Origin of the sequence: Kitasatospora sp. McL0602, assembly GCF_052076145.1 — a bacterium.
Classification (GTDB): Bacteria; Actinomycetota; Actinomycetes; order Streptomycetales; family Streptomycetaceae; genus Kitasatospora.
Map to the genome: position 1 here is coordinate 5622817 of NZ_CP197246.1, position 21978 is coordinate 5644794.

Sequence of the window (21978 nt, forward strand, 5' to 3'; positions counted from 1 at the left end):
GAAGGTACCGGCCGTCTCTCCCGTTTCGCGCAGTTCCCCGCGCCCCTGAGGGGTTGGCCCGTTCTGTGACGGGCTACCAGCTCTCCGCCCGGACCCGGGGCCGATCCGGGTCCGGGGGAGCGGTGGGAGCCCCACCCCGGAGCCGCTGGGCGAGCAGTGGGAAGAGCAGGACGGAGAGCATCCCGGCCCCCACCAGCGCGGCGGCCGTCGAGGACGGCAGGTGGCCGTCGTCCACCTCGATGGTGGTGATCACCACCACCAGCGGCAGCGCCGTCGCCCCGTAGAGCGCCAGTGCGCCCTTCTCCCGGGGCTTCAGCCCGGACGGGGCGAACAGTGCGATCGGCAGTCCCCGGACGACCGCGAGCAGCAGCAGGAAGACCGGCACCAGCAGCAGCGTCCCGGGGTCGTCGAGCAGTGCCCGGAGGTCGAACTTCATCCCGCTGACCACGAAGAAGACCGGCACCAGGAAGCCGAAGCCGATCCCTTCGAGCTTCGCCTCGATGACCTCCTCCTCGCTCTCCGGCACGCCCGCCAGCAGCAGCTTGGAGACGATCCCGGCGGTGAACGCACCGAGCAGCATGTCCAGGTCGAGCCAGATCGCGGCGGAGACCATCACGGTCAGCACCAGGATGACCGTCCGCACGGCGAACTGACCGGACGTCCGCAGCGTCCGGCGGATCAGCCGGGTCGCCCAGTCCGGCCGGGGGCGGCGGGCGTAGCCGACGGCCACCGCCGTGATCGCCGCGAAGGCGGCCAGGATGACGGCCGACCGGCCCGGTGAGTTGCCGCTGAGCAGCACGGCGATGGCGATGATCGGCCCGAACTCGCCGACCGCACCAGTTGCCATCGTCATCGCGCCGAACGGCGTCGGCAGCTCACCCGAGTCCCGCAGGATGGGCAGGATGGTGCCGAGCGCGGTGGTGGTCAGCGCGAGCCCGGCGAAGGCGCCGTTCAGCGGGTCGCGGTTGACGAGCGCCCCCACCCCGAGCGCGGCCACCAGCGAGACCAGCCAGGCGGCGCCCGCCCGCTTGAGCGGGCCGCCGCGCAGCCGGACGAAGTCGATCTCGTACCCGGCGAGGAACATCAGCATCGCCAGCCCGAAGTGCGAGAGCGAGTCGATCAGGTCACCGACCTGCGCCCACCCCAGCACGTCCGGCCCGACCAGCACGCCGAGCACGATCTCGAACACCACCGTCGGCACCGGCAGCCACCGCAGCGCCCGGTCGGCCAGCAGCGGCGCCGCCACCGCACACGCGGGGATCAGCACCAGCGACTCGGCATCGACGGCGGCGCTCACCTTTTTGTCCGACTATGCGTCATATCGCCATGCTAGAGCTCGCGCACCAGGCCGGCCCCGAGGGGCGCGGGGACGGCGCGAAATCGGAAGACAGCGCGCTGCACCCGCTGCTCCCCGCGCTCTTCCCCGCGCCCCCGCTCAGGCCGCGGCTTCGGCGACCTGCGGAGCCTGCGGCACCCGCAGGTCCCGCAGCACCGCCTCCGCCGCCCTGCGCCCCGACACCAGCGCGCCCTGCACGGTGCTGGTGTCCCGGTGGTCCCCGCAGACGTACAGCCCGGCCAGCACCCGCACCGAGCGGCGCAGGTTGTGCGGCGGGGGCATGGCCGGCACCGCGTCCGGGACGTGCCGCACGCTCAGGAACTCCCAGCCCGAGGTCGGCGTGCCGTACAGCTCGGCGAGCCGCTTGCGGACCTCCGGCTCGTGCCCGGCGGGGCCGCCGCTCTCGAAGGTGTGCCGCCCGAGCACCGTCGTGGCGATCAGCGCCCGGCCGGCCGGGGCGTACGACGCGTCGACGTCGCTCAGCACCAGCGAGTGCGAGACGGCCGAGCGCCCGGCGGGGCGGTCCGCGTCCAGCAGCAGCACCGGTTCGCCCAGCGGCGAGCGGTCGGCCGCGTGGTAGTACGTGGTGACGGGGTGGAAGTCCGGCAGCCGCAGGCCAGGCAGCTGGGCGGCGGCCGAGCGCGCGTCGGTGGCGATCACCACCGCACGGGCCGTCACCCGGCCGTGCCCGGCAGTGTCGACGCCGTCGGCCGAGACGGAGGTGACGCGCACCCCGAGCCGCAGCACGCCCGGCGGGAGGCCCCCGGCGAGCTGCTCCGGCAGGGAGGCCGCCCCGAGGGCCGGGAGACAGAGCCGCCCGCGCGCGTAGCTGCGCAGCACCAGGTCGGCGACGCGGCTGCTGGTGCCGAGGGCCGGGTCGCTGAGCAGGGCGCCGAGCAGCGGGCGCAGCAGGCCGTCCACCGTCCGGGGGGCCAGGCCGCGTTCGGCCAGGGCGCGGGCGGCGGTGGTCTCCGGCCGGGCTAGCAGGCGGCCGACGGGTGTCGCGGCGAGCCGCCCGAGGGTGGCGCCGAGCCGGGCCTTGTCGAGCGGGGTGCCGAGGGGGCCCCGGGCGGCGGCCTGGCGGGCGGGTGCCTGGAGCGGGTCGCCGTAGCGGTGGCGGCGCCCCGCGCTGTGCACCAGCACGCCGGGGGCGAGCGGGCGCAGCTCCAGCCGGGCCAGGTCGAGGTGCCTGGCCGGCTCGGGGAAGTCGCTGTTCAGCAGCTGGCTGCCGTTGTCCAGCCGGAAGCCGTCGAGCTCGCGGGTGGCCATCCGGCCGCCCACCTGCTCCGTCGCCTCCAGGAGCTGGACGGTGAGGCCGCTGCCGGTCAGCGCGCGGGCGGCGGCCAGGCCCGCGAGTCCGGCGCCGACGACGACGACGTCCGGGTCGGCGTGTCGGCGGGTGCGGCGGGTGATGTCGTATGCGGGCACGGGCGTGCTCCCTCCCTGGTCCCGGGTTGCGGCCAGGAAGGGCGGCAGGGCACCGGGACACGGTCCGACGAGGTGATGCCCCGTCAACGTCAGGATCAGGCAGACACGTTCGGGCGAATCGTGGGGTACGGGAGGGGCGCGGTGGCACAGGGCGGGAGCACGGGCACCCAGCGTGCTCCTGAAGGCCCGCCAGAGCGGGCCACCGGGCGCGTACGGTCACCAGGGGCGTGCAACGCGCCGTGCGCGTGCCACTGTGCGCCCCCTGCGCCGCCCCCGGCCGGACCGGACGGCCCCCGGCGACCCGGTGTCCGGCCGGGCTAGAGCGCCGCCCGCACCGCCGCCTCGGCGTCCGGGTGCCGGAAGGTGAACCCGGCCTCCAACAGCCGCCGTGGCACCACCCGGTGACTGCCCGCCACCTCCACGGCCATCTCCCCGAGCGCCACCTTGAGCGCGAACTCCGGCACCGGGAAGGGCGTCGGACGGCCCAGCACCCGGCCCATCACCGCCGTCAGCTCACGGTTCGTCACCGGCTCCGGCCCGGTCAGGTTGAACGGCCCGCTCAGCCCGTCGGTGTCGATCAGGAAGCGCAGCGCCGCGACCTCGTCCGCCAGCGAGACCACGCTCCAGTACTGCTCACCCGAGCCCAGCCGCCCGCCCAGCCCCAGCCGGAACAGCGGGAACAGCCGCGCCCCCGCCCCGCCCGAGGCCGACAGCACCATCCCGCTGCGCGCGTACGCGACCCGCACCCCGGCCTCCTCGGCGGGCCGGGCCGCCGCCTCCCAGGCGGCGCAGACCTCGGCGAGGAAGTCGTCGCCGAGCGGCGCCTCCTCGTCGATCACCCGGGCGCCCGTCTGCCCGTAGTACCCGACGGCCGAACCGTTCACCAGCACCCGGGGCGGCTCCTTCATCCCCGCCAGCGCGCCCGCGATCGCCTCCGTGCCGAGCACCCGGCTCGACCGGATCTCCTCCTTGTACGCGGCCGTCCAGCGCCGCTCACCGATCCCGGCCCCCGCCAGGTGCACCACGGCCTCGACCCCGGCCAGGCCCGCCACGTCCACCTGCAACGCCTGCGGGTTCCACCCCACCCCGGTCGTCCCGTCCGCCTGCGGCCCCGTCCGCGAACGCTGCCGCACCAGCCGCACGACCTCGTGCCCGTCCGCCAGCAGCGAGCGAACCAGAGCAGAACCGATCAGACCCGTCGAACCTGTCACCGCGATGCGCATGCCCTCCATCCTTGCAGGAGGCTCGCCATGCACTACCCAGGGGCGCGAGGCTCTGCTTGATTCACTGCGTGCGCGAGGCGGAAGGTGCGGCGCCGTCCCTCCCGGTTTCGCGCAGTTCCCCGCGCCCCTGGGTAGTGCATGGCGAGCCTCCCGAGCGGAGCTCTACCATGGCGCCCATGCCCGCCGAGAACCTGACGATACGTACCGCCCGCCCCGAGGACGAGCCCGCTCTCGCCGTGCTGGACCGGGCCGCCTGGTCATGGGTCAGCGATGTCATCCCGCAGCCGCCCGTGGACGCCCGGCTGTTCGACGAGCGCTGCCCGCCGTCGCAGTTCCTGGTCGCCGAGGCGGGCGGCCTGATCCTCGGTTACATCCGCCAGGCCCCGCCCACCCCGCTGGCCAGCAACCAGCACATCCGCCAGATCCGCGGCCTCGCCGTCTCCCCGGCGAGCCGTGGCCTCGGCGTCGGCAAGGCCCTGGTCGAGGCCGCCTGCGCCGTCGCCCGCGAGGCCGGCGCCCGCCGGATGACGCTGCGGGTGCTGGCCCACAACGCCCCGGCCCGGCGGCTCTACGGCCGCTGCGGCTTCCAGGTCGACGGCGTCTCGCCGGAGGAGTTCTGGATCGACGGCGCGTTCGTCGACGACGTCTGGATGAGCCGCCGCCTCACCGACTGACGTCGATGCGGGGTTCAGCCCCGGTAGCGCTCCCAGAGCTTCGGGTACCGGTCCTTCATCTCCGCCGCGTCCTCGAAGTCGAACGGCTCGCCCTCGGGCACCGCGGGCTGCCGCACGCCGAGATCCGGCAGCGGTAGCCCGGTCAGCTGCTCGTGCGCCTCGTCGGCGGCGTAGCCGAGGTCCTCGGCCTCGCCGTCCTCCTCCTCGTCGAAGTCGGAGAGCAGGTCCGCCAGGTCGTCGGGGTGGTGCAGCCCACCCTCGAAGACCTCGCGGCCCTGCCCGATCAGCCAGCACCGGAAGAAGTCGAAGGTGTCCTCCGACGCCCCGTCGAGCAGCAGGTACGCCGCCCCCCAGAGCTCCCGCCGGTAGGCCCGCTGGAACCGTGCCTCGAACAGCCGGGCGAAGTCGATCACATCGTCCGGCGTCAGCTGGGCCAGCCGCTCCACCAACGCGTCGGCCTGCTCGTCCGGGTCGCCGTCCGCCGCGACCCTGCTCTCGTCGATGAGTTGCCAGAAGTCCGTCTCGTACATCACCGCTCCAGCATCCACGGTCACCGGCCCGAACGCATGCGTTGACGCCCCCACCTCCTCCTGATGGCCTGAAAGGAGATGGCAGATGGCACCCTTGACCCTCGACCAGGTCGAGGCCACAGAGTCCGGGGTGTGGAGAACGAGATGCGGAGCATCGGCGAGATGGCACGGGAGAGCGGGCTCAGCGTGAGCGCGCTGCGGTTCTACGACGGCGCGGGGGTGTTCGGCCCGGCCCGGGTCGACCCGCGCACGGGCTACCGCTGGTACGCCGCCGAGCAGCTGGCCGACGCCCGGCTGATCGCCCGGCTGCGCCGGGTCGGGATGCCGCTGGCGGAGATCTCCGTCGTGCTGACGGCCCCGCAGGCGCAGGCCCGGCAGGTGCTCGACGAGCACCTGCGACGGCTGGAGGACGGCCTCACCGACGCCCGCCGCGAGCTCTCCACAGTCCGGACGCTACTCGACCTCAGGGAGATCCCGATGAGCACCACCCGCCTGACCTGCCTCGCCACCGAGCTCGCCGCCGCCCTCGACGCGGTCCGCTTCGCCGTCGGCGCCGACGCCGCGATGCCCGCCGTGACGGGCGTCCTGCTGGAGGCCGAGGCGGACGTCCTGCGCGCCGTCGCGACCGACCGCTACCGGCTCGCCGTCTCCCAGGCACCGATCACCGGGCAGAGCGGCCCTGCGGCCCGGGTGATCGCCCCGGCCTCCTTCGTGGACGAGCTGCGGCCCCTGCTGACGGGCGGCACGGTCGAGCTGGAGATCGACGGGCAGCTGCTGACGGCGACGGTCGGCGGCCGCCAGGTCGGCGGCGAGCGGCTCGACCACGACTACCCGGACTACCGCCCGATGCTGCGGCTGCGGCCGACCCACCAGGTCGAGGTCGCGGCGGGTGCCCTGCGCGAGACCCTCGGCACCGGCGCCACCCACACCGGCCGGCACGGCCAGGACGGCGCCGCCTACGACGTCTCCGTGCTGAGCCTGGACGGGGACGGCGGCCTCACCGTGGTCGAGCGCGACACGGCGGCGGGGGAGCTGCTGGTCGGCGTGAACCGCGACTTCCTCCTGGAGGCCCTGGCCGCCGGGGCCCAGCCCCAACTCGTCCTCGAACTCGGCGGCCCGATCGCCCCGCTGGCGATCCGCTTCCCCGACCGCAAGGACACCTTCTCGATCCTGATGCCCATCGCCCTAGACCGCTGACCGCTGACCGCTGAACGACAGCGCCCCCGCTCCGTCCGGGAAGGACGGGGCGGGGGCGCTGTGCTCAATCAGGCCCGAAGACCGGGAGGCCGGAGCCTCAGAGGCCGAGGTCGCCCTCGAAGGCGCCCTCTTCCAGGCGGGCCTTGACGCTGCCCAGGAAGCGGGCGGCGTCGGCGCCGTCCACGACCCGGTGGTCGTACGACAGGGCCAGGTAGACCATGTCGCGGATCGCGATGGTCTGGCCGAGCTCCGGCGTGGTGACCACGACGGGGCGCTTGACCGTCGCGCCGATGCCGAGGATCGCCGACTGCGGCATGTTGATGATCGGGGTGTCGAAGAGCGCACCGCGCGAGCCGGTGTTGGTGATGGTGAAGGTGCCACCACCCAGCTCGTCCGGCTTGACCTTGTTGTCCCGGGTGCGGGCGGCCAGGTCGGCGGTCTTCTTCGCGATGCCGGCGATGTTGAGGTCGCCCGCGCCGTGGATGACCGGGACCATCAGGCCCTTCTCGGTGTCCACCGCGATGCCCACGTGCTCGGCGTCGAAGTAGGTGATGGTGTCGTCGTCGTTCAGGCGCGAGTTGATGACCGGGTGCACCTTGAGGGCCTCGGTCGCGGCCTTGACGAAGAACGGCATCGGCGAGAGCTTGACGCCCTCGCGGGCGAGGAAGCCGGCCTTGGCCTTCTCGCGCAGACGCATCACGTTGGTGACGTCCACCTCGACCACGGTGGTCAGCTGGGCCGACGACTGGATCGACTTCAGCATGTTGTCGGCGATGACCTTGCGCATGCGGGTCAGCTTGACGGTCTGACCGCGCAGCGGGGACGCTGCGGCGGCCGGAGCCTTGGCAGCAGCCGGGGCGGCAACGGTGTGCGCGGCGGCCTTGGCGGCCTCGGCAGCGGCGATGACGTCCTGCTTGCGGATGCGCCCGCCGACACCGCTGCCGGTGACGGAACCGAGGGCGACACCCTGCTCGGCCGCGAGCTTGCGGACCAGCGGGGTCACGTACGCGTCCGTGCTGTCGGCGGCCGGAGCGGCAACCGGGGCAGCGGCAACCGGGGCAGCAGCGACCGGGGCAGCGGCAACCGGCGCCGGGGCGGCGACCGGAGCAGCCACGGGGGCGGCGACGGGGGCCGGGGCGGCGACCGGAGCCGGGGCCTCGACGACCGGGGCCGGGGCGGCGACGGGGGCCGGGGCGGCGACGGGAGCCGGAGCAGCGACGGGAGCCGGAGCAGCGGCGACCGCACCCGCGGCACCGATCAGCGCGAGCTGGGCGCCGACCTCGGCGACCTCGTCCTCGCCGACCAGGATCTTCACCAGCACACCGGCGACCGGCGACGGGATCTCGGTGTCGACCTTGTCCGTGGAGACCTCGAGCAGCGGCTCGTCGACCTCGACGGTGTCACCCTCGGCCTTGAGCCAGCGGGTGACCGTGCCCTCGGAGACGCTCTCGCCCAGCGCGGGCAGCACGATCGGCGTGCCGGCGGCGGGAGCGGCCGGAGCAGCCTCGGCCACGGGGGCCGGCGCGGCGACCGGGGCCGGAGCCGCGACGACCGGCGCCGGCGCGGCGACCGGAGCGGCCTCCGCGACCGGGGCGGCGGCGGCGACCGGAGCGCCCGAGCCGTCATCGATGATGGCCAGCTCGGCGCCGACCTCGACCGTCTCGTCCTCGGCGACCTTGATCGAGGCCAGGATGCCGGAGACCGGCGCCGGGATCTCGGTGTCGACCTTGTCGGTGGAGACCTCGAGCAGCGGCTCGTCGACCTCCACGCGCTCGCCCTCGGCCTTGAGCCAGCGGGTGACCGTGCCTTCGGAAACGCTCTCGCCCAGTGCGGGCAGTGTTACTGAGACCGCCATGGTTTCAGCGACTCCTATCAAGTCTTGCGTGCGGGATGGGGGAAGGAAGCGGCACGATCAGTCGTGGGCGTGCAGCGGCTTGCCGGCCAGCGCCATGTGCGCCTCGCCCAGGGCCTCGGACTGCGAGGGGTGGGCGTGGATGAGCTGCGCGACCTCGGCGGGCAGCGCCTCCCAGTTGTAGATGAGCTGGGCTTCGCCGACCTGCTCACCCATGCGGGCGCCGACCATGTGGACGCCGACCACGGCGCCGTCCTTGACCTGGACGAGCTTGATCTCGCCGGCGGTCTTGAGGATCTTGCTCTTGCCGTTGCCCGCGAGGTTGTACTTGAGGGTGACGACCTTGTCCTTGCCGTACAGCTCGACGGCCTTGGCCTCGGTGATGCCGACGGACGCGACCTCGGGGTTGCAGTACGTCACGCGCGGCACGCCGTCGTAGTCGATCGGCACGGCCTTGAGGCCCGCGAGGCGCTCGGCGACCAGGATGCCCTCGGCGAAGCCGACGTGGGCGAGCTGGAGGGTCGGGACGAGGTCGCCGACGGCCGAGATGGTGGGAACGTTGGTGCGCATGTACTCGTCGACGAGGACGTAGCCGCGGTCCATCGCGACGCCGTTCTCCTCGTAGCCCAGGCCGGCCGAGACCGGGCCGCGGCCGATGGCGACGAGCAGCAGGTCGGCGTCGATCTGCTTGCCGTTCTCGGTGGAGACGCGGACACCGTCGGCGGTGTACTCGACGCCGGAGAAGCGGGCCTTGAGCTCGAACTTGATGCCGCGCTTGCGGAAGGCGCGCTCCAGCAGCTTGGAGGAGTTCTCGTCCTCCAGCGGGGCCAGGTGCGGCAGGGCCTCGACGATGGTGACGTCGACGCCGAAGGACTTCCAGACAGACGCGAACTCGACACCGATCACGCCGCCGCCGAGGATGACGGCCGACTTCGGGATGCGGTCGAGCTTGAGGGCGTGGTCCGAGGAGATCACGCGGTCGCCGTCGATGGTCAGACCGGGCAGCGACTTCGGCACGGAGCCGGTGGCGAGGACGATGTGGCGGCCCTCGACGCGCTGGCCGTTCACGTCCACCGAGGTCTGCGAGGAGAGACGGCCCTCGCCCTGGATGAAGGTGACCTTGCGGGAGGCCACCAGGCCCTGCAGGCCCTTGTACAGGCCGGCGATGACGTCGTCCTTGTACTTGTGGACGCCGTTGATGTCGATGCCCTGGAAGGTGGCCAGAACGCCGAACTCGGCGGCCTCCTTCGTCTCGTCGGCAATCTCGGCGGCGTGCAGCAGCGCCTTGGTCGGAATGCAACCACGGTGCAGGCAGGTACCGCCCAGTTCGCCCTTCTCGATCAGGGCCACACTCAGACCCAGCTGAGCGGCGCGGAGCGCCGCGGCGTAACCGCCGCTTCCGCCTCCGAGAATGACTACGTCGAAAACGGTGCTGGCGTCGTTCGCCACGTCACGTCCTCCATGCAAATGAGGTGCGGATCGCCGGGCCGGTCGCGGTCCGGTTGGGTCGGGCAGCCTTGTAAGGCGCCCAGTCATGCCGGAAATACATCTTCGCACTTGTTCACGGCGGCTGATGTCCGGGGCTGCCCCGCAGGGCGGCCCCGAGGCCCGGGTCGAGGGGCGGTTGGCCCGTCCGCAAGGGTATATCCCCAGCTCACAGCCGTGCGCCTGATGTCCGCCCAGTGGTCGTCCGCCACCCGGTCGGGGTGGAGTTCCACCGTACGGAACAAAGTTTCGCCCGGGGCGAACAGATGGCCCCGTCACAATGCATCAGATTACTGATTGGTAACACTGTCCTACGGTCTCGGAGAACGCCGAAGGGGCCCGGTGTGTTCCACCGGGCCCCTTCGGACGTGTGCGGTCAGACGCCTGCGGCGACGTCCTCCGCGTAGCGGACCAGGGTGCGGATCGCACTGCCGGTGCCGCCCTTGGGGGTGTAGCCGAACGGCGCGCCCTCGTGGAAGGCCGGGCCGGCGATGTCCAGGTGCGCCCAGGAGATGCCCTCGGCGACGAACTCCTGGAGGAACAGGCCGGCGACCAGGCCGCCGCCCATCCGCTCGCCCATGTTGGCCAGGTCGGCGATGCTCGACTCGGTCATGCTCTTGCGCATGTCGGCCGGCAGCGGCATCGGCCAGGAGGCCTCGCCGACCGTCTCCGAGGTGGTGTGCAGGCGGGTGCGCAGCTCCTCGTCGTTGGCCATCACGCCGAAGGTGCGGTTGCCCAGCGCCAGCACCATCGCACCGGTCAGGGTGGCGACGTCGACGATGACGTCCGGCGTCTCCTCGCCCGCGCGCACGATCGCGTCGGCCAGCACCAGGCGGCCCTCGGCGTCGGTGTTGAGCACCTCGACGGTCTTGCCGCCGTACATCTTCAGGACGTCACCCGGGCGGGTGGCGGTGCCCGACGGCATGTTCTCCGCCAGGGCGAGCCAGGCGGTGATGTTGACGCGCAGGCCGAGACGCTTGGCGGCGACGACGGCGGCGAACACGGCGGCCGCGCCGGACATGTCGCACTTCATCGTCTCGTTGTGCCCGGCCGGCTTCAGCGAGATGCCGCCCGAGTCGTAGGTGATGCCCTTGCCGATGAACGCGAGGGTCTTCTCCGCCTTCGGGTGGGTGTAGGCCACCTTCACCAGCCGCGGCGGGTTGGCCGAGCCGGTGCCGACGCCGAGCAGGCCGCCGAAGCCGCCCTTGGCCAGCGCCTTCTCGTCGAGGACCTCGACCTTCAGGCCGTGCTCCTTGCCGGCCGCCTGGGCGATCGCGGCGAAGGACTTCGGGTTGAGGTCGTTCGGAGCGGCGTTGATGAGGTCGCGGGCGCGGTTCATCTCCTCGCCGATCGCGGTGGCGCGCTCGACGGCCGCCTTGGCGTCCTTGCTGCCCTTGCGGTCGGTCAGCACGACGAGCTCGCCGACCGGGCCCTTGCCCGCGTCGCCCTTGTACGTGGTGTAGGCGTACGCGCCGAGCAGGGCGCCCAGCGCGACGGCCTCGATCTCCTCGGCGGAGGCGGCGGGCAGCGCCAGGACGGCCTTCTTGGCGCCACCCAGGGTGCGGGCGGCGACACCGGCGGCGCGGCGCAGCGTCTCCGCCGAGTAGCCGTCCTCGACGGCGTCGCCGAGGCCGACCGCGAGCACGAGCCCGGCCTTCAGGCCGGCGGCGGCGGGCAGCTTGACGGCCTCACCCTCGGCGCCGCTGGCGCCCAGGGTGGTGAGGACGTCGGCCAGCTTGCCCTCGAACGCCTCGGCCACGGCCTCGGCGCCGGCGGCGAGGACGAGGCCCTTCGGGCCCTTTGCCACGCCGATCACCAGGGCGTCCGCGCGCTGCGCGGCGGCGGAGGAGGTGCTCACAGACAATGCAGTCACGTAATGCGTCCTGTTCTTTCGCGGTCCACGACCGGGTACGGCGCCGATGCCGTATCGGCGTAACCCCGCCGTGCTCCGCTGGAACAGGGCACAGGGCTACGGTGCTCCCCGCATGGTAGTCCGCATGTTGGGATGATGCCGACGGCTGTCGGCCACCGTACCGGCCGCGAAATCGTTCCCGCAGGCCGATGCCGCCGAAGGTGTCAACTGACACGCCGTGGTGACGCCTCGTCAGACTGCGTGGGCCGCTTCGGGCCGGGTTCAGACCGCCAGCGCGAGCAGGGCTCCGGTCGCGGCCGTCTCCGCCATCGCGCCGAGGACGTCCCCGGTGATGCCGTCGAACCGCCGGACGCAGCGCCGCAGCAGCAGCCAGGCGCAGCCGAGCCCCAGCACCAGCGCCAACGGGTACCGGGGGGAGGGCCAGCCAGCGGCCCAGCCCGCCGCCCAGAGCGCCAGCGCCGAGCCCGCCGACACCGCCAGCGCCCCGGCGAGCGGCACCGTACCGGCGACCATCGCCCCCAGCCCGCCCGGCCGGGCGGCGGGTACGGAGTGCAGGCAGCCCCAGGCCAGCGCGCAGCGCGCGGCCACGGCGGCGGTCAGCACGGCGAGTGCCCCGCGCCCGGGGGAGACGGTGAACTGCCCGGCCAGCGCGGCGATCTGGGCCAGCAGGGTCAGCACGAGGGTGAGCACCCCGAAGGGGCCGATGTCCGACTGCTTCATGATCCGCAGCGCGTCCTCGGCGGGCTTGCCGCTGCCGAGGCCGTCGGCGACGTCCGCCAGCCCGTCCAGGTGCAGGCCCCGGGTCAGCGCGGCGAGCACCGACACGGCGGCCACCGCCCCGAGCAGCCCGCCCGCGCGCCAGGAGACCAGCGCGCCGGCCCCGGCCGCGAGCGCCCCGAGCACCAGCCCGACCAGCGGTGCGCCGAGCATCGCCCGCCCGGCCGTCGGCCGGTCCCAGCGGTCGACCCGCACCCGCAGCACGGAGAGCGTGCCGAAGGCGAAGCGCAGCCCGTGGCCCACCGGGGTCAGGCCCGGCCCAGCAGCTCCGCGGCGGTCGGCAGCCGCCGCGGCTCCTGCGGAGCGCGGGCGACCTTCGTCACCAGCAGGGTCTCGGAGGGCTCGGCCAGCGTGTCGGAGGCGGCCTGGAGCAGCGGGAGAGTCAGCAGCGCGCCGACCCCCTCGCCCATCGAGACGCCGAGGCTCTGGAGCGGGGTCAGCGTCAGCCGGTCGAAGGCCTTCGCCTGCGCGGGCTCGCCCGAGATCTGCCCGGCCCGCCACCACTCCGGTGCCCGGAAGGCGATCCGCTGCGCGACGAGCGCGCAGGCGGCCGAGACCACACCGTCGAGCACCACCGGCAGCTTTCGCGCGGCGGCCTGGAGCAGGAAGCCGGTGACGGCGGCGAAGTCCGCGCCGCCGACGGCGCCGAGCAGCGCCAACTGGTCGCCCAGCACCGGGCGGGCCCGGCGCAGCGCGTCCCGGACGGTCGCGCACTTGACCATCCACACGTGGTCGTCGATGCCGGAGCCGCGCCCGGTCACGGCCGCCGCGTCCGTCCCGCAGAGCGCGCCGATCAGTACGGCGGCCACGGTGGTCGAGCCGACCCCGAGATCACCGAGCACCACCAGGTCGGTGCCGAGCTCGGCCTCCTCGTCGGCCACGGCCATCCCGGCCTGGAACGCGCGGACGGCCTCCTCGGGCGTCAGCGCGTCCTCGACGTCGATCCGCCCGGAGCCCCGGCGCACCCGGTGCCTGGTCACCTCCTCCGGGAACTCCCCGACGGGGGCGTCCACGGCCAGGTCGACCACCCGTACGTCGGCGCCGTAGCGCCGGGCCAGCACGGCGACGGGGGCGGTGCCCTCCAGCACGGCGTGCACCCGCTCGGCCGTCCGCCCCTGGGCGTCGGCACGGGAGACGCCGAGCGAGGCCACGCCGTGGTCGCCCGCAAAGAGCAGCACCTTGGCCGCCGTCAGCGGTCGGACGGGCGAACCGCCCTGCACGGAGGCCAGCCAGGCGCCGAGCTCCTCCAGCTGCCCCAGGCCGCCACGCGGCTTGTCCAGCTGCTGCCAGCGCTCCTCGGCAGCCCGCCGGGCGCTCTCGTCGGGGCGCTCGACGAGCGAGGAGAAGGTATCGAGATCCACGGTGGTGTCCATCGCTGGGAAGGCTACACGCCAAGCGGTTTGACGGTCAGCACCTGCCCGGCCACCACCAGCAGCACCCGCTCCGAGGCGTCCGCCACCGCCATGTTCAGCCGCCCGAGGGTGTCCCTGAACCGCCGTCCGGCGGCGGTCGCCGGGACAACCCCCATCCCGACCTCGTTGCTCACCGCGATGACCTGACGCCCCGTCGCCCGCCAGGCCGCCGCCAGCGCGTCGCACCGCCGCTGCACCGCGGCCTCGCCGCCCGCCGTCCAGACGGTGTCCTCCCAGGCGCCGCACTCGTCCATCACGGCGGTCAGCCAGAGCGCCAGGCAGTCGATCAGCACCGGCGCCGGGTCGTCGGCGTCCGCCAGGACGGCCTCCAGCTCGCAGGTCTCGGCCGTCCGCCAGCTCGCCGGGCGGCGGCGACGGTGCAGGTCGACGCGCTGCGCCCACTCCTCGTCCCCGTCCCGGGTGCCGCCGGTCGCGACGTACAGCACGTCGTCGTGGTCGGCCAGCAGCTGCTCGGCCCGGGTCGACTTGCCCGAGCGGGCGCCGCCGAGGATCAGGGTGCGGGGGTGTGCCATGCGGCCCATCCTGCCTGACGAGGCATGGGGCGCCGCGAGGTGGGCACGCTACTGTTCGCACAACTCGCACAGCAGCGAGGCGATCGGGAGGAGCCCTGGCATGGCGTGGACGTGGCGGTACGAGAAGTCGGACGGCACCGTGGTCGACCACCCCTCCGAGGAGTTCCCCGGCCAGGGCGACGCCGAGTCCTGGATCGGCGAATTCTGGAAGGACTTGGTGGAGACCGGCATCGACAAGGCCGTCCTACTCGAGGACGACAGTGTCATCTACTCGATGGGCCTCCACGAGAGCTGACGCACCGGGCCCGGTGGGGGTCAGCTCTTCTTCGCGGCGAAGACGTGCAGCAGAGCTGCGACGCCTCGGTACGGGTCCTGCCGGCCGGCTCGCTCCTCGGCGTCGAGGAGCTGGGCCAGCTGGCGGCCGTCGACGGGGGCCGCGTCCTCGGGGGTGGCGTCGGTGAAGACCCGGACGCCGTACCAGTGCCGGAGCGGGACGGAGATCTCCGCGAGCGTGACGGTGAGGTCGGCGAGCCGGTCGGCGCGGGCGGGGAGGCCGAGCCCGTTGGTGTAGCGCGGGCTGTCGAAGGAGCCGAGGGCCGTGCGCCAGTCGCCGGTCAGGCCGGGCCGCATGGCGAGCGCGTCGGCGTTGCGCACCAGCAGCGAGAGCAGCCCGCCGGGCGCCAGCATCCGGGCCAGCGAGGCGAGCATCGGGTCCGGGTCGGGCAGGTACATCAGGAGGCCGTGGCAGAGCACCACGTCGAAGCTGCGCGGGCCGAACCAGCGACCGCACTGGTGCCCGTCCCCGCTGAGCAGCCGGACGCGCTCGCGGACCTCGGCCGGTTCGGCCGCCAGTGCGGCCTGGGCGGCGCCGAGCGTGACCGGGTCCGGGTCGAGCCCGGTGACGAGGTGTCCTGCGCGGGCCAGCCGCAGGGCCTGGGTGCCCTGGCCGCAGCCGACGTCGAGCACCCGCAGCCCGTGCCGGCCGGCCAGCTGCTCGGCGAGCTGCCGGGCGACCAGCTCCTGCCGGACGAGATTGCGGAGCCCGCCCTGCCGCTCCAGCCACGAACCCGCCGGGTGGGCACCCCGGGCCGGCAGCAGGTCGTGCCCGCCGCCGCCCTGGTTGGGCAGCGCGTACGCACCGGGCTGCCCGGCCCAGGAGGGCGCGACGGCCCAGCCGGAGTGCGACGGGGCGGGCTCGGCGGTCAGGGTCGCTCGCCCCGCTTGACCTGCGGCTTCGGCAGTCGCAGCCGCCGCATCTGGAGCGTGCGCATCAGCGCGTAGGCCACGGTGCCGCGGGTGTTCTGCCCGGGGAAGCGGTTCGCCAGCGACTTGCGCAGGCCGAGGCCCAGCCGGGCGAAGTCCGCGATCACGAGCACGAAGAAGATCATGAAGAGCAGCGTCGAGAGCAGCTGGAGCGTCTGCACCTTCGTCACGCTGAGGATCAGCACGAGCACCGCGTACGGCAGGAAGAACTCGGCCAGCGACCAGCGCGAGTCCATGTAGTCGCGCGCGAAGCGGCGGACGGGGCCCTTGTCACGCGCGGGCAGGAAGCGCTCGTCACCGGTCAGCAGACCGTTGCGCTGCTTCTCCCGCTCGGTGCGCATCCGCTCGCGGGACTGCTTGGCGGCCTCCTTGCGGTCCTTGGGCACCGTCACCTTGGTGCGGCGGTTGGCCTCGGCCTCGCTGCGCTTGGGCGTCGGGCGGCCCTTGGGCGCCTGCGGGTCGCGGGGCTGGGTCGTTTCGTCCTGCTCGGCCAGCGCGGTGGCGGAGGAGGAGGCATCATCTGAGCGGCGTCGGAACACACCACCAGCGTACGTGCTGGCTGCGCGGATGTTCCTGTGCCCTTGGACCCGAACCGGTATCGATCGGCATCGGACGTGTGCGGCGTGTCCCCTACGGGAGACCCTTCGTCCGGCGGATCATGGTCGGGGGTCGACTCCACCCCAGGGACGATGCCGTCGTGCCCGGCGTTGTAGCACTCTTGTTGCAGGCAGGTGCACTGCGGCGAGCCGCTCGCAGCACATACACTTCAGCCTGTCAGCACGAGACGACCGCAGGCCCGAGAAGGGGGCACCCGAGGCCCATGAGCGACGGAATCATGAAGCGTATGGGGCTGATCTTCCGCTCCAAGGCGAACAAGGCCCTGGACCGGGCGGAGGACCCGCGCGAGACGCTCGACTACTCCTACCAGAAGCAGCTCGAACTGCTGCAGAAGGTGCGCAGGGGCGTCGCCGACGTTGCCACCTCCCGCAAGCGGCTGGAGCTCCAGCTGACGCAGCTGCAGCAGCAGTCGGCGAAGTACGAGGAGCAGGGGCGCAAGGCGCTCTCGCTGGGTCGCGAGGACCTGGCCCGTGAGGCCCTGACCCGCAAGGCCAACATGCAGTCCCAGATCACCGACCTGGAGGTGCAGTACCAGCAGCTCCAGGCCGAGGAGGAGAAGCTCACGCTCGCCTCCCAGCGGCTGCAGGCCAAGGTGGACGCCTTCCGTACCAAGAAGGAGACCATCAAGGCGACGTACACCGCCGCCCAGGCGCAGACCCGCATCGCGGAGTCCTTCTCCGGCATCTCCGAGGAGATGGGCGACGTCGGCCTGGCGATCCAGCGGGCCGAGGACAAGACGGCCCAGATGCAGGCGCGGGCCGGTGCGATCGACGAGCTGCTCGCCTCCGGCGCGCTCGACGACTCCAGCGGTCTCGGCCGCAAGGACGACATCGAGGCCGAGCTGGAGCGGGTGGCCGGCGGTTCCGACGTCGAGCTGGAGCTGGCCCGGATGAAGGCCGAGCTCACCGGCGGCAGCCCGGCGGCCGCCCCGCAGGCGATCGAGCAGGGCAAGCAGGACGGCTCGAAGATCAACTACAACAAGTGACACAGCCGCTCGGAGAGCAGGGAGAAACACCGGCATGATCATGCGGGTCATGGGTGAGGGGCAGTTCCAGGTGGGCGACGACCACCTGAACCGGCTCAACCAGCTCGACGACGAGCTGCTCACCGCACTGGAGTCGGGCGACGAGGCGCAGTTCCGGACGGCCCTCGGCCGGCTGCTCGACGCGGTCAGGGAGCACGGCACGCCGCTCCCCGACGATGCGCTGGAGCCGTCGGACCTCATCCTCCCTGACGCGGAGGCGACGATCGAGCAGGTCAAGGCAATGCTGCTGTCCGAGGGCGAGGGCATCATCCCCGGCTTCGCGGAGTAGCAGGCACGTGGCACGACGAAGGGCGGGCACCCACCGGGTGCCCGCCCTTTCGCCTTAACGCCTTACCGCCTTACGGAAGCGCCAGCATCCGGTCGAGGGCGGCCTTGGCGTACTTCTCGGTCTCCGGGTCGACCGTGATCACATTCGGCACCCGGCCGTCGACCAGCGACTCCAGGGCCCAGACCAGGTGCGGCAGGTCGATCCGGTTCATCGTCGAGCAGAAGCAGACCGCCTTGTCGAGGAAGACGACCTCCTTGTCCGGGTGGGCCTTGGCCAGCCGGCGGACGAGGTTCAGCTCGGTGCCGATGGCCCACTTGGAGCCGGGCTCGGCAGCGTCCAGCGCCTTGATGATGTACTCCGTCGAGCCGACCATGTCGGCCGCCGAGACGACCTCGTGCTTGCACTCGGGGTGCACCAGCACGGTGACGCCGGGGATGCGCGCACGGACGTCGTTGACGGAGTCGACCGAGAAGCGGCCGTGCACCGAGCAGTGCCCGCGCCAGAGGATGATCCTGGCGTCCCGCAGCTGCTCGGGGGTCAGGCCGCCGTTCGGCTTGTGCGGGTTGTAGAGCACGCAGTCGTCCAGCGAGAAGCCCATGTCCCGGACGGCGGTGTTGCGGCCGAGGTGCTGGTCCGGCAGGAAGAGCACCTTCTCGCCCTGCTCGTACGCCCACTCCAGAGCCCGCTTGGCGTTGGAGGAGGTGCAGATGGTGCCGCCGTGCTTGCCGGTGAAGGCCTTGATGTCGGCGGAGGAGTTCATGTACGAGACCGGCACCGTCACGTCGGCTATGCCGGCGTCGGTGAGCACGTCCCAGCACTCGGCGACCTGCTCGGCGGTGGCCATGTCGGCCATCGAGCAGCCGGCCGCGAGGTCCGGCAGGATGACCTGCTGGTCGCTGCCGGTGAGGATGTCGGCGGACTCCGCCATGAAGTGCACACCGCAGAAGACGATGTACTCGGCCTCCGGGCGGGCGGCGGCGTCACGGGCCAGCTTGAAGGAGTCGCCGGTCACGTCGGCGAACTCGATGACCTCGTCGCGCTGGTAGTGGTGGCCCAGGATGAAGACCCGGTCACCGAGCTTCGCCTTGGCCGCACGGGCCCGCTCGACGAGATCCGGGTCGGAGGCGGCGGGGAGATCCCCCGGACACTCGACGCCGCGCTCACTGTTCGGGTCGGCCTCGCGGCCGAGCAGCAGCAGTGCGAGCGGGGTCGGGGTGGGGTCGACGCCGTAGGTCTCGGTGGTGGTGCTCACGGGCGGGTGCCCTCCTGATCGGCCGAATCAGTCAGCCCTTTTCGTCTATCTGACGCTATCTATCATAACCCGTTCGCGTCACTCTGACGATGGACGGACTGTCGATGTGATCAGATCGGCTCGCCCCGACGGCCCCTTCCCAGGTGCGGACGGGTCCGGTTCCGGTTGGCTGGGAGCATGAAGGCAATCGCGATCAGGCAGTACGGCGGCCCCGAGGTCGTCGAGTACCTCGAACTCCCCGATCCGAAGGTCGGCCCCGACTCCGTGCTGGTGCGCGTCAAGGCCGCCGGGGTGAACCCCGTCGACTGGAAGGTCCGCGAGGGGTACCTCGACGGGGCGATCGACGCGCACTTCCCGCTGATCCTGGGCTGGGACCTGGCCGGGGTGGTCCAGGCCGTCGGCGGTGCCGTCACCGAGTTCGCCCCCGGCGACGAGGTGATCGGGTACGTCCGCAAGGACTCGATCGAGCACGGTACGTACGCCGAGCTGGTCTCCGCCCCCGTCCGCACCCTTGCCCGCAAGCCCGCCGCCCTCGACTGGGCCGCCGCCGGCGGTCTCCCGCTCGCCGGGCTCACCGCCTACCAGGGGCTGGTCAAGGCGCTGGCCCTGCAGCCCGGCGAGACGGTGCTGATCCACGCCGCCGCGGGCGGCGTCGGCAGCCTCGCCGTGCAGATCGCCAAGGCCCTTGGAGCCCGCGTCATCGGCACCGCCAGTGAACGCAACCACGCCTACCTGCGCGGGCTCGGCGCCGAGCCGGTCAGCTACGGCGACGGCCTCGCCGACCGCGTCCGGGCACTCGCCCCCGACGGCGTCGACGCGGCCTTCGACCTGGTCGGCGGGGGAGCCGTCGAGGTCTCCGCCGGGCTGCTCAGGACACCGGGACGGATCGCCTCGATCACCGACTACGGCGTGGTCGCGGCCGGCGGCCGCTACATCTTCGTCCGCCCGGACGCCGCCGACCTCACCGCCCTCGCCGAGCTGGCCGACGCCGGGCAGCTCACCGTGCCCGTCGCCTCCACCTTCCCGCTCTCCCAGGCCGCCAGCGCCCAGGCCCTGAACGCCGAGGGCCGGACCAGGGGGAAGATCGTCCTGTTGGTGGACTGACCAGGATTATTCGCCAGAATGGGAGCGGCGAGTCGTTTCTGCAGCGGCCCGCCGCAGACCGGCAGCAACCAGTGGAGCCCCGCACGCATGAGCACGAGTAGACCGCCCGAGCTGGGCGGGGCCGCCCTGGACGAGACCGACCGCCTCCTCCTGAGCCACCTGAGCCGGGACGGCCGCGCCTCCTACGCCGAGATCGGCATGCTCGCCAACCTCTCCGCCACCGCCGTCCGCCGCCGGATCGACCGGCTGCGCTCCCGGGGCGTCGTCCGGGGCTTCACCGTCGTCCTCGACCCGGCCCTGCTCGGCTGGCGGACGGAGGCCTTCGTCGAGGTCTACTGCCGCGAACGCACCGCCCCCGAGGAGATCCTCGCCAGCCTCCGGCAGTTCCCCGAGGTCGTCGCCGCCTGGACGGTCACCGGCGACCCCGACGCGCTCGTCCACCTCCGGGCCGCCGACACCCGGCATCTGGAGGCCGTCATCGAACGCATCCGCAAGGAGCCCGGAGTCCAGCGCAGCCGCAGCTCGGTGGTCCTCTCCCAGCTGATCGGCTGACGCCCGCCGGGCCACCTTGCGAGCCTGCGCAGGAAAGCTGCGCATCCGTACTCGAATGCGCTCGAATCCTGCCTGAGCAGCCGGGTTCCGACGCGCGCCCGGACGGGCCCGCTGCCTACGCTGATCATGTCCGGCAGGCCCCGTCCGCCCCGGTCGTCCCGAGACCCTCAGCGAGAGGCACCACCGTGTCCGCAGCACCCAACCGCATGCACCGGCCCGACAACGAGCTGGTCGACCTGGTGTTCGACTACATGCGCGAGCGGCTGCAGTACGACCCCGTGCCGCTCGACCACCCCGGTGACGGCGACCACCTGCGCACCCACCTGGCCGGGCTGCTGAACGAGCACGGCAACAACGCCGCCGACGTGCTCAAGCTCTACGACCACGAGCTGTCCCGCGCCGTCATCTCCGCCGACAGCCCGCGCTACCTCTCCTTCATCCCCTGCGCCCCGACCAAGGCCGCGCTGCTCTTCGACATGGTCGTCTCCTGCGCCTCGCTGCAGGGCATCTCCTGGCTGGAGGCGGCCGGCGCGATCGCCGCCGAGAACCAGGTGCTGCGCCTGATAGCCGACCGGGCCGGGCTGCCCGACACGGCGGGCGGCACCTTCGTCTCCGGCGGCTCGGCGGGCAACCTCTCCGCCCTCGTCGTCGCCCGGGACACCGCCCGCCGCAAGCTGGGCGTGGGCCCGGAGGTGCGGCTGCGGGTGGCCGTCGCCGACCAGGTGCACTCCTCGGTAAAGAACACCTTCAACATCATCGGCGTCGAGGCCTTCCCCGTCCCGGCCGTCGACCGCCGCTTCACCGGCGAGGCGCTGCGCGCCGCGCTGGCCGCCGACCCGAACCCGGAGACGGTGATCGCGGTCGTCGGCACGGCCGGCACCACCAACGAGGGCATTGTCGACGACCTCCAGGGCCTCTCCGAGGTCACCCGTGAGCGTGGTCTCTGGTTCCACGTCGACGGTGCGTACGGCGGCGCCGGGCTCTTCGCCCCCTCCGTGCGGGAGCGCTACAACGGCATCGAGCACGCCGACTCCTTCGTCGTCGACCCGCACAAGTGGCTCTTCGCGCCCTTCGACTGCGCGGCGCTGCTCTACCGCAACCCGCAGCTCGCCCGCGCCGTGCACACCCAGGACGCCTCCTACCTGGACGTCCTGCACACCGAGGGCGACGAGTGGAACCCCACCGACTACGCCTACCACCTCACCCGCCGCGCCCGCGGCCTGCCGCTCTGGTTCTCGCTCGCGGTGCACGGCACCCAGGCGTACACCGACGCGATCGAGGAGGGCCTCAAGCTGGCCCGGGACACCGCCCAGGTGATCCGCGACACCGAGCACCTTGAGCTGCTGCAGGACCCGCAGCTCTCCGCCGTCTGCTTCCGCCGCAAGGGCTGGACCAACGCCGACTACTACCGCTGGTCGCAGCAGCTGCTCGCCGACCAGATCGGCTTCGTCACCCCCACCGGCTGGGACGGCGAGACCGTCGCCCGGTTCGCCTTCCTGCACCCGGGCACCACGATGGAGATGGTCCACGAGATCCTCGCCACCATGGCGTGAGTG

General features: G+C 72.8%; 21 protein-coding genes. 8 read left to right on the plus strand and 13 right to left on the minus strand.

All coding sequences use genetic code 11. From position 1 onward, the window contains the following. Positions 1-73: 73 nt before the first annotated feature. The 3 genes from ACR68M_RS25625 to ACR68M_RS25635 all read right to left on the minus strand — a co-directional run bounded on the left by ACR68M_RS25625 (position 74) and on the right by ACR68M_RS25635 (position 3996). Entirely contained in the window at positions 74-1297 is a 1224-nt protein-coding gene (locus tag ACR68M_RS25625) for a cation:proton antiporter (protein ID WP_441246468.1), read from the minus strand. A gap of 138 nt (positions 1298-1435) precedes the next feature. Next, positions 1436-2764 (minus strand): FAD-dependent oxidoreductase, encoded by a 1329-nt coding sequence (locus ACR68M_RS25630; protein WP_441246469.1) that lies wholly within the window; start codon positions 2762-2764, stop codon positions 1436-1438. Between the two features lie 317 nt (positions 2765-3081). Further along, the gene (locus tag ACR68M_RS25635) at positions 3082-3996 is read right to left on the minus strand and encodes a TIGR01777 family oxidoreductase (RefSeq protein ID WP_441246470.1); all 915 of its coding nucleotides are present in this window, start codon (positions 3994-3996) and stop codon (positions 3082-3084) included. 167 nt (positions 3997-4163) lie between these two features. Between ACR68M_RS25635 and ACR68M_RS25640 the strand changes: the two genes are divergently transcribed. Further along, positions 4164-4661 (plus strand): N-acetyltransferase family protein, encoded by a 498-nt coding sequence (locus tag ACR68M_RS25640; protein ID WP_441246471.1) that lies wholly within the window; start codon positions 4164-4166, stop codon positions 4659-4661. A gap of 14 nt (positions 4662-4675) precedes the next feature. Here the strand turns inward: ACR68M_RS25640 and ACR68M_RS25645 are convergent, their stop codons facing one another. Continuing rightward, a complete protein-coding gene (locus ACR68M_RS25645) occupies positions 4676-5191 on the minus strand; it encodes a DUF4240 domain-containing protein (RefSeq protein WP_441246472.1) in 516 nt (171 codons plus the stop codon). 132 nt (positions 5192-5323) lie between these two features. Between ACR68M_RS25645 and ACR68M_RS25650 the strand changes: the two genes are divergently transcribed. Continuing rightward, positions 5324-6388 (plus strand): MerR family transcriptional regulator, encoded by a 1065-nt coding sequence (locus tag ACR68M_RS25650; protein WP_441246473.1) that lies wholly within the window; start codon positions 5324-5326, stop codon positions 6386-6388. A 97-nt stretch (positions 6389-6485) separates the two neighbouring features. Here the strand turns inward: ACR68M_RS25650 and sucB are convergent, their stop codons facing one another. The 6 genes from sucB to cobU form a co-directional block, all read right to left on the minus strand. After that, positions 6486-8243 carry a 2-oxoglutarate dehydrogenase, E2 component, dihydrolipoamide succinyltransferase gene (gene sucB / locus ACR68M_RS25655; RefSeq protein ID WP_441246474.1) on the minus strand — a complete coding sequence of 586 codons (1758 nt, stop codon included), beginning with the start codon at positions 8241-8243 and terminating at the stop codon, positions 6486-6488. A 57-nt stretch (positions 8244-8300) separates the two neighbouring features. Beyond that, complete coding sequence (gene lpdA, locus ACR68M_RS25660; protein ID WP_441246475.1) at positions 8301-9689, minus strand: dihydrolipoyl dehydrogenase; 1389 nt, start codon at positions 9687-9689, stop codon at positions 8301-8303. A 412-nt stretch (positions 9690-10101) separates the two neighbouring features. Next, entirely contained in the window at positions 10102-11598 is a 1497-nt protein-coding gene (locus ACR68M_RS25665; RefSeq protein ID WP_441246476.1) for a leucyl aminopeptidase, read from the minus strand. A gap of 261 nt (positions 11599-11859) precedes the next feature. Continuing rightward, complete coding sequence (locus ACR68M_RS25670) at positions 11860-12618, minus strand: adenosylcobinamide-GDP ribazoletransferase (RefSeq protein ID WP_441246477.1); 759 nt, start codon at positions 12616-12618, stop codon at positions 11860-11862. A gap of 5 nt (positions 12619-12623) precedes the next feature. After that, positions 12624-13748, minus strand: coding sequence for a nicotinate-nucleotide--dimethylbenzimidazole phosphoribosyltransferase (locus ACR68M_RS25675; RefSeq protein ID WP_441246478.1), 1125 nt, complete (start codon positions 13746-13748; stop codon positions 12624-12626). 11 nt (positions 13749-13759) lie between these two features. Beyond that, entirely contained in the window at positions 13760-14320 is a 561-nt protein-coding gene (gene cobU / locus ACR68M_RS25680) for a bifunctional adenosylcobinamide kinase/adenosylcobinamide-phosphate guanylyltransferase (RefSeq protein ID WP_441246479.1), read from the minus strand. A gap of 100 nt (positions 14321-14420) precedes the next feature. On the opposite strand from cobU, the gene ACR68M_RS25685 reads away from it, so the two are divergent. Then, positions 14421-14615: a hypothetical protein gene (locus ACR68M_RS25685; protein ID WP_441246480.1), complete on the plus strand. Its 195-nt coding sequence runs from the start codon at positions 14421-14423 to the stop codon at positions 14613-14615. 20 nt (positions 14616-14635) lie between these two features. Here ACR68M_RS25685 and ACR68M_RS25690 read toward each other — a convergent pair whose 3' ends face one another. Together ACR68M_RS25690 and ACR68M_RS25695 are read right to left on the minus strand one after the other, a co-directional pair. Further along, positions 14636-15379 (minus strand): class I SAM-dependent methyltransferase, encoded by a 744-nt coding sequence (locus tag ACR68M_RS25690; protein WP_441251712.1) that lies wholly within the window; start codon positions 15377-15379, stop codon positions 14636-14638. Between the two features lie 143 nt (positions 15380-15522). Next, entirely contained in the window at positions 15523-16122 is a 600-nt protein-coding gene (locus ACR68M_RS25695; protein ID WP_441246481.1) for a DUF3043 domain-containing protein, read from the minus strand. Between the two features lie 305 nt (positions 16123-16427). On the opposite strand from ACR68M_RS25695, the gene ACR68M_RS25700 reads away from it, so the two are divergent. Further along, complete coding sequence (locus ACR68M_RS25700) at positions 16428-17186, plus strand: PspA/IM30 family protein (RefSeq protein WP_441251713.1); 759 nt, start codon at positions 16428-16430, stop codon at positions 17184-17186. 34 nt (positions 17187-17220) lie between these two features. Next, the gene (pspAA, locus tag ACR68M_RS25705; RefSeq protein WP_441246482.1) at positions 17221-17514 is read left to right on the plus strand and encodes a PspA-associated protein PspAA; all 294 of its coding nucleotides are present in this window, start codon (positions 17221-17223) and stop codon (positions 17512-17514) included. Positions 17515-17584: 70 nt separating this feature from the next. On the opposite strand, the gene nadA is transcribed toward pspAA, so the two are convergent. Then, positions 17585-18766 carry a quinolinate synthase NadA gene (gene nadA / locus ACR68M_RS25710; protein ID WP_441246483.1) on the minus strand — a complete coding sequence of 394 codons (1182 nt, stop codon included), beginning with the start codon at positions 18764-18766 and terminating at the stop codon, positions 17585-17587. A gap of 177 nt (positions 18767-18943) precedes the next feature. Here nadA and ACR68M_RS25715 point away from each other — a divergent pair, with 177 nt between their 5' ends. From ACR68M_RS25715 to ACR68M_RS25725, 3 genes are all read left to right on the plus strand, one after another. Next, positions 18944-19870 (plus strand): NADP-dependent oxidoreductase, encoded by a 927-nt coding sequence (locus ACR68M_RS25715; RefSeq protein WP_441246484.1) that lies wholly within the window; start codon positions 18944-18946, stop codon positions 19868-19870. Positions 19871-19957: 87 nt separating this feature from the next. Beyond that, complete coding sequence (locus ACR68M_RS25720) at positions 19958-20422, plus strand: Lrp/AsnC family transcriptional regulator (RefSeq protein WP_441246485.1); 465 nt, start codon at positions 19958-19960, stop codon at positions 20420-20422. Between the two features lie 185 nt (positions 20423-20607). Next, positions 20608-21975 carry a pyridoxal phosphate-dependent decarboxylase family protein gene (locus tag ACR68M_RS25725; RefSeq protein ID WP_441246486.1) on the plus strand — a complete coding sequence of 456 codons (1368 nt, stop codon included), beginning with the start codon at positions 20608-20610 and terminating at the stop codon, positions 21973-21975. Positions 21976-21978: the final 3 nt, after the last annotated feature.